The 10534-nt window shown below is 42.4% G+C and carries 7 protein-coding genes; 3 read left to right on the top strand and 4 right to left on the bottom strand.

What is annotated here, in order from left to right; genetic code table 11:
* The first annotated feature begins 192 nt into the window (after positions 1-192).
* Entirely contained in the window at positions 193-3321 is a 3129-nt protein-coding gene (locus CXF82_RS09380; RefSeq protein WP_308304380.1) for a sensor domain-containing protein, read from the top strand.
* Positions 3322-3520: 199 nt separating this feature from the next.
* Here the strand turns inward: CXF82_RS09380 and CXF82_RS09385 are convergent, their stop codons facing one another.
* From CXF82_RS09385 to CXF82_RS09395, 3 genes are all read right to left on the bottom strand, one after another.
* Positions 3521-4552 (bottom strand): sensor domain-containing diguanylate cyclase, encoded by a 1032-nt coding sequence (locus CXF82_RS09385; protein WP_102039737.1) that lies wholly within the window; start codon positions 4550-4552, stop codon positions 3521-3523.
* Between the two features lie 455 nt (positions 4553-5007).
* Entirely contained in the window at positions 5008-5385 is a 378-nt protein-coding gene (locus CXF82_RS09390) for a carboxymuconolactone decarboxylase family protein (RefSeq protein ID WP_101090180.1), read from the bottom strand.
* A gap of 58 nt (positions 5386-5443) precedes the next feature.
* Positions 5444-5800, bottom strand: a complete 357-nt coding sequence (locus CXF82_RS09395) for a MerR family transcriptional regulator (RefSeq protein ID WP_102039736.1) — start codon at positions 5798-5800, stop codon at positions 5444-5446.
* A 541-nt stretch (positions 5801-6341) separates the two neighbouring features.
* Here CXF82_RS09395 and CXF82_RS09400 point away from each other — a divergent pair.
* Complete coding sequence (locus CXF82_RS09400) at positions 6342-8228, top strand: DUF294 nucleotidyltransferase-like domain-containing protein (RefSeq protein WP_101090182.1); 1887 nt, start codon at positions 6342-6344, stop codon at positions 8226-8228.
* Positions 8228-8944, top strand: coding sequence for a 3'-5' exonuclease (locus tag CXF82_RS09405; RefSeq protein WP_101090183.1), 717 nt, complete (start codon positions 8228-8230; stop codon positions 8942-8944). The genes CXF82_RS09400 and CXF82_RS09405 overlap by 1 nt, the downstream gene beginning before the upstream one ends.
* Before the next feature lie 115 nt (positions 8945-9059).
* On the opposite strand, the gene CXF82_RS09410 is transcribed toward CXF82_RS09405, so the two are convergent.
* Positions 9060-10534 (bottom strand): BCCT family transporter (locus tag CXF82_RS09410; RefSeq protein ID WP_102044075.1); only part of this gene is annotated, 1475 nt, incomplete at its 5' end.

Below are 10534 nucleotides of genomic sequence, written 5' to 3' on the forward strand. Positions count from 1 at the left end.
GCCATAAGACCTAGAAGGTCAGCTTGTAAGTTTATTAGAGAAATAAAAATGGATACGTTTGACATCATTACACCAATATCATACTGGATCTTGACCGCCTTATGGTTGGTTATAGTCGTTATTTATCTGGTCAAACTTAAACAATTACAAGCCGTTGATGGCGCAGTTGGCGGAACGGTTGTGGTTCTCCTTATGGTCCTTAGCATTGATGCATTCAGGACCATAATTGAAAGTGTCTATTTTGGATTGTATTTCAACTCATTGTACGGGCTGGTGCCAAAATCTATCCACGAGCTGTTGTCGCAACCCTCTTTGCTCATTCTCCCAAAATTAATCAATATTGCTGCTGGCTTACTAGTCATCTTGCTTCTCCTAAAGCTCTGGGTACCAAGAAAGATTCGCGAACGTGAAGAAGCTCTGCGCGCCCTTGAGGAAACTAAAACAACCTCCGTTCATAACGAAAGGTTGTTCAGAACAATTTCTGATTGTGCTACCGATGGCTTCATTTTTGCAGATCTAAATCGCCGGATTATTTCGATAAATCAGGCTATGGAAGTTTTGTTAGGCTATAGCCGTGAAGAACTTGTGGGGGAAAAAGCATCGATCATTTATGAAAGCGATGAAGAGTTCCAGCGACATGGTCGTATGTATTTCAATCTCGCCGCTGGAGATAAGGTCAAACCTTATGAAGCGAACTACCGGCACAAGGATGGCAGTATCGTCGTAGGTGAAACAAGTAGGGTCGTGATCAAAGCTGTTGATGGCCAAATTCAGGGCTATATGGGGTTCATTCGGGACGTGACAGACCGCAACAAGGCAGCAACGGAGTTACAGGCTAGTGAGACGATACTGTCCCACCATGTTCAGAATACGCCGCTTGGGTATATTTCATGGGATAAAAACTTAAATTGTAGTGAATTGAATAAATCAGCCGAGAAGATATTCGGATACTCTGTCGACGAAGTCATGGGTCATTCTCTATTAGAACTTTTGGTGCCTGAAGGAGCTAGAGAAGATGTCAATAAGATCGGTAAAAGATTGATTGAAAATAATAAAGCGTCCAGAAATATAAATGAGAACATGACAAAAGATGGCAGGGCCATCATTTGTGAATGGTACAACACGCCCATTGTAAGTGAGACCGGTGAAGTGCTTGGCGTGACATCATTGGTCCAAGATATTACCAAAAATAGGCGAATTCAAGCTGCCTTGCATGAGACTGAGAAGGCATTTCGCGACCAAAGCCAACGTTATGCAGAAGTGATTTTGGGCGCCAACATGGCCACCTGGGAATGGAATGTACAGACAGGTGACTCCGCATACAATGAACGCTGGGCCGAGATGTTGGGTTACCGCCTTAAAGAGCTTGAACCCGTTGACATCGGCACCTGGGAGACACGACTCCATCCCGATGATGCACATAATACCAATGAATTGCTAATGCGTTGTTCCAAAAATGAAACAGATACTTACGAATGCGAATATCGGATGCTGCACAAGAACGGCAGCTGGGTCTGGATACTCGATCGTGGGCGAGTGGTTGAATGGACAAATGATGGCAAGTCTGTGCGAATGTCAGGCACGCATGAAGATATAACCAAGAGCAAGCAAACCGAGGAAGAACTCAAACTTGCCGCTAGCGTATTCACCTATGCCAGAGAAGGTATCGCCATCACAGATACTACTGGTGTCATCATAAACGCTAATGAGGCTTTTAGTGCGATCACAGGCTACCCCCGTGATGAAGTGATAGGACAAAACCCGCGAATCCTCCAATCCGGACGTCATTTGCCTGAATTCTATAAAGAAATGTGGGACACTTTACAAGAAAAAGAGCATTGGACCGGTGAGATCTGGAATAAACGTAAGAATGGCGAGGTTTATCCGCTGATTCTCACGATAAGCGCGGTACTCGATGATACTGGCATAGTGCAAAATTACGTGGCGCTATTCAATGACATCACCGCGATTAAAGAGCATCAGGGGCAATTAGAACGTATTGCTCACTATGATATGTTAACTCACTTACCTAACCGGACATTATTGGCAGACCGTCTAACGCAATCTATGAGCCATAGCCAACGTCAACACTCATTACTAGCGGTCGCATTTCTTGATTTGGATGGATTCAAAGACGTTAACGATACCTATGGTCATGTCGTTGGTGATGAATTATTAATTGTCGTCTCATCTCGCATGAGGGAAGCTTTACGCGATGTCGACACCCTGGCCCGTATCGGCGGGGATGAATTTGTCGCTGTGATGGAAAATATAGCCACAGTGGAAGATTGTGAACCTATGTTGGAACGCCTGTTGCAAGCTGCATCGGAACCGGTAGTCATAGGCGGAGTCAGGCTGGAAGTCTCTGCCAGTATTGGTGTCACCATTTACCCGCAAGATGGTGTCGATGCAGACCAACTTATGCGGCATGCTGATCAAGCCATGTATGTGGCGAAGCAAGAGGGAAAGAACCGATATCGTTTGTTTGACTCTGCACATAATGCTGCGATGATCACTCAACATGAAAAGTTAGATTGTATACGTAAAGCTCTGAACAAAAATGAATTTGTGCTTTATTACCAACCTAAGGTCAATATGAAAACGGGGAAGATGATTGGTGCCGAAGCGTTAATTCGTTGGCAATGCCCCGAGCGTGGTTTAGTCCCCCCTAACGATTTTTTGCCCGTCATTGAAAATCATATTCTCAGTATCGAGGTAGGTGAATGGGTTATCAGCACTGCTCTTCGTCAGATTGAAGCGTGGCAAGCGTTGGGGTTGGATATTCCTGTCAGTGTCAACATTAACGCACTTCAATTACAGAGTGAAGGTTTTGCAACACGCTTAGCGGAGCTATTGGCCGAATTCCCGGGGGTTGCTCCTAGCTCTTTAGAACTAGAAGTACTTGAAACAAGTGCGATAGCCGATGTACTACAGGTGTCAGAAACCATGCTAGCCTGTATCGAACTTGGGGTTAATTTTGCATTAGATGACTTTGGCACGGGTTACTCTTCACTGAGTCACTTGAGACGTTTACCAGCGAGCTTAATTAAGATCGACCAGACTTTTGTTGGGGATATGTTGATTGACCCTGATGACTTGGCGATTGTCGAAAGTGTAGTGGTGTTGTCGAAGTCATTTAAACGTGAAGTGATTGCAGAGGGTGTTGAGACTATCGCTCATGGTATTGCTCTGTTGAAGTTAGGTTGTGAATTGGCACAAGGTTATGGCATTGCCAGACCGATGATTGCTAAGGATATTCCTGAGTGGGCGGCACACTGGCAGCCTGATGATACGTGGAGAGATGAAATGGCATCTTGTTGATGTTCATCATTTAAAAAAGCATATTGAATCCATCAGCAATCCCTTTTAACTCTAAAAAGGGCTCTTACGCTATATTTAGAATTCCATTTGTTCTCTGCCATCATTAGGGCTTTAGTTGAGAGACTCGTTTTACTTGGCTTAGTTACTCGTCTTGTTTTTTGATTATAGTGTTTTCATAAAAAGGAGCTTCGATAAAAGTTTATGCTAGTTTGCTGACTACATCTGCAAAGTAGATCTGCGAGTTGTTTCTCCCCAAATGTTTAGCGAGGTAAAGAGCTTTATCTGCTTGTTTTAGTAAAGCCGTGGCATTTAGCTCATCATCTTTTAAAGACGCGACGCCGATACTAACCGTTATATTAGCGATCATACCTGAGTCGCTATTCCGAACCTGTAATGCCTCGATATTAGTACGAACCCGCTCAGCGATACAAAAGCCCGCGTTAACATCTGTTTCCGGCAACAAAATTGCAAACTCTTCACCGCCAATTCGAGCTGCAATGTCGGTTTGTCTAAGTAATGAATTGTCTATCGAATCCGCGATACTTGCCAAAACTAGATCACCAACGTCATGCCCATATTTGTCGTTATAGGTTTTAAAATTATCAACGTCTATCATCAACAACGAAAGGCATTTTTCACTTAATTTAGCAGATGTTATGCTCATGCTTATGTGTCTATCAAAGGCAAGGCGATTAGATAACTTGGTTAAAAAATCTGTTTCAACTTGTTGATGTAATGCCTTATTTGCATTCTCAAGTTTAAGTGTTCGGATATAAACTTTGCGTTCAAGCTCATCATTAAGCTGTTCTAATTCTCGTATGCTGGCATGCCTTGCAGTTACATCGATTGAGACGACCATTAAGTAATCAATTTGATCTCCATTTTCACTGACTGGCGAAATAGTTGAATGAAACCACACTTCATTTCCACGCGTGTCCACCACAGCAGCCTCTTGCTCTATAACTAAGCCGGTATCTCGCGCCTTTCTTAAATTATTGGACATTTGGTCACGAAAAGATTGCGGATAAAAACCAAAAGGATAAGCCTTGCCGTAATACTGTTTAACATCACTAATGGCAAGTGTTTTAACCCCTGCTGAGCTCATAAACTGCAGGTTGAAATCAAGATCTATAATTTTTGTACAAATAGGAGAATGTTCAATCCACGCATGACTCTGATTTATAGAAAAGCGCAGATTATCTTCATTGGCTCTGAATTTAGGTAATGGCATTATATATCAACTCTATCCTTGAGATTATTTATCCTGACAGTTACTTCAACGTCCTCAAATATGGTTATTGAAGTTAACAGCAGGCCTGATGTAAAATGACGCCTTATATATTTAAATAATTGTTTACCTTGCAGTTTTATCGTTCTCTTTTTACCGGACATTGTCAGTTAACACTGGCAATCTCATGTAAGTGTAGTCGGTCGATTAAGTACTGTTAAGTTTAATATCTACAAGTACCCTTCCCATGTATGCGTAAGTTTATTCTTCATTTCTAATTCGACTCTAAGATGACTTGTAGATGGGAAGTAATAGAAAAATTCTGAATTTAACACTAAAGTTGGAGCTCTTTTGTGGCTGTCACTGTGGTTGTGCTGACCTAGACTACTTATAGACATAAATGCGTTAGGTGAAATCCCTAACGCATTTAATTCAGAACAGTTAAAGGAAGTTAAAGCTTAAACTTTTCGCTGGTTTAGCACATCTTTAAAGGCAAACATTCCATTTAGCGCTGCTGGGAAGCCGGCATAAACTGACATTTGCAACAGTACCTCTTTTACCTCTTCCTCGCTGCAACCCACGTTCAAAGCGGCATTTAAATGAACCTTAAGCTGTGGAGTGCAGTTACCTAATGCGGTTAGCGCTGCAACCGTTGCGATTTCTCTCGACTTCAAATCAAGAGCCTGGCGGGTGTAGATGTCACCAAAAGGATATTCAATAGTGAACCTAGCCAGGTCAGGACAGATCTCTTGTAGGCTTTCAATAACTTGATGTCCCGCCTCACCGTCAATTTTTGACAGCTGCGCTAGACCTAAGGTGAATCTGGTATTTTTCATGCGTAAACTCCAATTTTCAAACTGAAGCCACAGCTTACTAGTTAGAGTTAACTCTAAGTCAACTCACTTTTCCCTCTTTATATTGGCTGATTTTATGCGCCAAAGCCGCCAGATGCTTTTGCTGTTGCTGAATATGAATTTTTAAGCTTTCTTGGTGTTGTTCTAACAACATTTGACGCTCTAATGCGGTATTTGAGCCCAATTCTCGGAGCGTTGCATACTCAATGATGTTCGCTAAAGGCATTCCAGTTTCCTTCAGGCGATTCACAAAACTAACCCACTCTATATTTCTGCTGGTATATGCTCTGTGGCCACTAGTGTTTCTGTGCACGTTTTTAAGTAAGCCTATTTTTTCATAGTAACGCAGCGTATGAGGTGATAGACCAACTATATTTGAAAACTCTTTCATATTCATTGCATTACCTCTTATACATAACTATTTTTTGACTCTGTTTTAGCGGATTGATGACATTACGCAATAAGGCACCAGAAACAAACCGCACTATAGAGGCTTACCTTCATATCCGTGACGATGGGAATTTTTTTATTCACAATTCAATCGATTACATTCCATATTAGACAGCAGCAACATGGAACGCAGCGAGTTTTGTATAGGCTAGCTATCCGATAGTTCTTTAAAGCGTGAATTTAACCGCTAGGTTACTGCTCTAACCCAGTACTAAACTCAAATTATACCGAATGATTGGTCAATGACTTTTGCTTAGCCAACGTCTAATCATTGCCATTATTTACATTTTTTTCTTTATACCGCTTGGTTCGGTGGCTCGTTATATCAGAGCAGAACCAACGGAATGATAACGAGTTTTACCGTTAAGTACCGATAAAAAAACAGATGAACATTAATAATAACAGTCTGATAAACCGGCTAGCTGCATATATGCCGTAGATACCATATACTGTTAATATATATTCAAATTATCAATATCGAGCGAACAATGGAAGTCGAGCTACTTGAAATTCGAAATTTCATCCGCCAATACCCACCTTTTGATCAACTGCCAGAAAAAGCATTAATCGAAGTTTCAAGAAGTGTCGAGATCTCATACTACCGAGCTGACAGTATGATCATTGAGTTTGGTAACAAGATCCACGATCTCTATATGATCCGCAGCGGTGTAGTAGAGATATATCGCCGTACCGGTGAGCTTTATAACCGTCTTGATCAAGGTGGTTTATTCGGCCAAATGGGGCTGTTGACCAATAATAAGGTGCGTTTCCCAGCCAAATCGCTTAAAGACACCCTTTTGTACTGTATTCCAGATGACATCTTTGCTGATTTTTGTGAACGCTTCGACACCTTTGCCGACTTTGTTGAAGTTGAAGGCAGTATTCGATTACAGCAAGCCGTTGAAGATAATAGTGATGATGCTAATTCACTGACGACCTCAAAGGTAAAAACCCTACTCAGTGGCGAGCCAGTGATGCTGCCGACCACGACCACGATTCAAAATGTGGCTAAAATTATGGCTGCTGAGAATGTCTCTGCGGCAATCATCAATGATCCTAACCTTGCGGATGAAGGCGGTAATAGCTTTGTTGGCATTATTACCGAGCGCGATCTGTGCGCTAAAGTGATCGCGCAAGGGCTAAATGTTGATACCCAAGTGGTCGAGGTGATGTCTACAGAACTCATCTCTTTGGACCACAACGCCTATATTTTTGAAGCGATGCTATTAATGCTTCGTTATAACGTTCATCACCTCCCAATTTTAAAAAACAAACAACCGATTGGCTTAATAGAAGTTACTGACATTATTCGTTATGAGTCTCAAAATAGCTTGTTAATTGTTAGCAGCATATTTCAACAGAACAGTATTGAAGACCTTATTATTCTGTCTAGTCAACTCAAAGATTGTTTTGTGCGCATGATTAACGAAGATGCAAACTCACACATGGTGGGTCGAGCCATGTCGGAAATTGGCAGAAGTTTTAAACAGCGTTTTCTTGAATTGGCGGAAGAGAAGTTGGGGGCACCACCTGTGCCTTACTGCTTCCTAGCATTAGGCTCTATGGCGCGCGATGAACAACTTATCGTGACCGACCAAGACAATGCAATTATTCTTGATAACGAGTATCAAGAGTCGCTACATGGGGACTACTTTAAGGCGCTTGCCACTTATGTTTGTGATGGTTTGGCCGCATGCGGTTACACCTATTGCACTGGTGACATCATGGCGACTAATCCTGAGTATCGAAAAACCCAGTCTCAATGGGAAGAGTGTTTTGCTGATTGGATAGAGAATCCAAACCCGCAAGCGCTGCTTAATAGCTCCATATTTTTCGATCTTTACGGCGTCTATGGCAGACAAAAATGGGCTGAACAGCTGAATGCCTTTATCCTTAGAAAAGCGAAGAAAAACAACCGATTCTTAGCCTGCCTTGCTAGAAACGCATTAAACCGTACACCTCCACTTGGCTTTTTTAAAGATTTTGTGATGGAAAAAGATGGTCGTCATAACAACACTATTAATTTGAAGCGACGCGGTACAGCACCTTTAGCCGACTTGATCCGTGTGCACGCCCTTGCTATTGGTTCTCAATCGCAAAATTCATTTGATCGATTAGAAGACATCATTGAGGCAGGAATTTTACCGCCATCAAAGGGCAAAGATCTGCAACATGCGATGGAGTTCATCTCTTTGGTTCGTATTCGTCATCAAGCATTAGACATTGAGTCAGATCAAGAGCCGGATAACAATATCGAGCCTGAAAACATGTCCGATTTTGAAAGGCGTAATCTAAAAGATGCCTTTTTGGTGTTAAGCAGTGCACAAAACTTTTTAAAGTTCCGCTATACCGCTAACAGTATGCAGGGTAAATAATGCGTAATTTTACCAATCAAGAAGTATTAAACTGGGAAGCGTTTTTGCACATTAAAGCGCTTGAGAGTAAAGATAGCCGCCTGACTAACTTTTATAATGCCAGTACTTACCATGGTGAAACCGAACTCAAGGATATAGACTTTGTTGCCTTAGATTTTGAAACAACCGGTCTGGATGCTGATCAAAATAGCATTATAAGCATTGGTTTGGTTCCTTTTACTCTGCAACGAATTGCTTGTAGACGGGCTAAACACTGGTTTATAACACCGGAAGATAAACTCAAGGAAGATTCAATTATCATCCATGGGATTACCCATTCTGATCTCAAGGGTGCGCCCGATCTGTTGCGGATTTTAGAGCAGTTATTGGACGAGCTAGAAGGGAAAATTGTGGTGGTGCATTACCGCAGAATTGAACGTGACTTTTTTGATGCTGCACTTAGAAGCTTGATCAATGAAGGTATTGTTTTCCCTGTCGTTGATACCATGCAGATTGAAGCTGATATCCAACAGGCTCGTCCGAAAAAGTTTATTGACTGGTTTAAAAATACTCGCCCAGAATCGATTCGCCTTGCCAATAGTCGTACCCGTTATAATCTGCCCACTTATCCGCCACACGATGCCTTGACCGATGCTATTGCTACCGCAGAGCTACTACAAGCGCAAATCCACCACCATTTTAGCCCAGACACACCGATTAAGAAGCTATGGTTATGAAGCTTTAACTATAAAGCTGTGGCTATATAGTTAAACCCATAAAAAAACCGAGTAATGCTTTATTTCAAAATAAGTGCATCACTCGGTTTCTATTTTTATCGAACATTGCAACAGATTAACTAATACGTTTCTCTGTTCGTAGTCCCATTATCAAACTGACACACATCACCAATAGAATAATGGTGAACGGCAAGGCCGTTGAAATTGCACCCGCTTGCAAGGCTTCAATGGCTTCTGTGCCACCCACCCAAACTAGAGCAGCAGCAATCGCGCCTTCGATAAACGCCCAAAATACGCGCTGTGGGATGGGTGCGTCGACTTTACCACCTGATGTAATGCTATCAATTACCAGTGAACCAGAGTCTGATGAGGTCACAAAGAAAACCAGCACCAACACAACAGCAAGTAGAGACAAAATGTTACCCATTGGCAATGCGTCAAACATTTGGAACATTGCTAGTGGCACTTCTGTTAAGCCTTTTTCGCCTAACGTACCGACTTTATTAATGACTTGATCAATCGCAACACCGCCGAATACTGACATCCAAAGCGTTGTAACTAATGTAGGGACAAGTAACACAGCCGTCATGAACTCACGAATAGTACGTCCACGTGAAATACGCGCAATGAACATGCCCACAAAAGGAGACCATGAAATCCACCATGCCCAATAGAAAACTGTCCAGCCATGCATCCAAGCTTCGTCTTCACGGCCAATCGGGTTACTTAATGGAATGATGTTTTCAATGTATCCCATGACTGTTGTCGGAATGGTACCCATCGAAACAGCAAAAGTAACCAGAGTGACAAACAGGACTAAAGCAAGTGCCAACAGCATATTGACATTACTGATGACTTTAACGCCACCATCAATACCACGGACTACCGACCCAACGGCCAACAGAGTCACTACAAATATAATGCCGACTTGAAGCATTAAGCCGTTTTCAATGCCGAACACATGGTGAAAACCACTTGCGGCTTGTTGAGCACCAAGTCCAAGAGAAGTCGCTAGACCAAACAGAGTGGCAAGCACCGCTAGAATGTCTACAATATGTCCTGGCCAGCCCCAAGTGCGATCACCTAGGATTGGGTAAAAGACTGAGCGCATGGAAAGCGGTAGGCCTTTATTGTAGGCGAAAAATGCTAACGACAGTGACACAACACCGTAAATCGCCCATGGGTGAAGTCCCCAATGGAACATTGTTGCACCTAGCGCTAGCTTAGCCGCTTCGGGGGTATTTGGAGTCACATTAAGGGGGGTTTCAAACCATCCGGTAAAGTAAGCAACAGGTTCTGCTACGCCCCAAAACATTAGACCGATACCCATGCCTGCTGCAAACAACATTGCTATCCATGACATCATCGAATAGTCAGTTTTTGCTTCATCACCGCCGAGGCGAATTTTGCCATATGGCGAGACAATCATTGCCAAACAAAATATGACAAAAATATTGGCAGACCACATAAACAAACCATCAAAAGTACCAATGATTTTCCATTTTATGCCATCTAATACGGATTTTGATGTTTCAGGATCGACCACTAAAATGGCGATTAAGAAGAGTCCAATTAAGGAAGCGCTGATCC

The sequence above is a fragment of the Shewanella sp. GutDb-MelDb genome, from assembly GCF_002836075.1.
Classification (GTDB): domain Bacteria; phylum Pseudomonadota; class Gammaproteobacteria; order Enterobacterales; family Shewanellaceae; genus Shewanella.

Coding starts and splice junctions, on each gene's coding strand:
- CXF82_RS09380 (WP_308304380.1), top strand. CDS start 193: ATGGTCCTTAGCATTGATGCATTCAGGACCATAATTGAAAGTGTCTAT.
- CXF82_RS09395 (WP_102039736.1), bottom strand. CDS start 5,800: ATGAATATGAAAGAGTTTTCAAATATAGTTGGTCTATCACCTCATACG.
- CXF82_RS09385 (WP_102039737.1), bottom strand. CDS start 4,552: ATGCCATTACCTAAATTCAGAGCCAATGAAGATAATCTGCGCTTTTCT.
- CXF82_RS09400 (WP_101090182.1), top strand. CDS start 6,342: ATGGAAGTCGAGCTACTTGAAATTCGAAATTTCATCCGCCAATACCCA.
- CXF82_RS09405 (WP_101090183.1), top strand. CDS start 8,228: ATGCGTAATTTTACCAATCAAGAAGTATTAAACTGGGAAGCGTTTTTG.
- CXF82_RS09390 (WP_101090180.1), bottom strand. CDS start 5,385: ATGAAAAATACCAGATTCACCTTAGGTCTAGCGCAGCTGTCAAAAATT.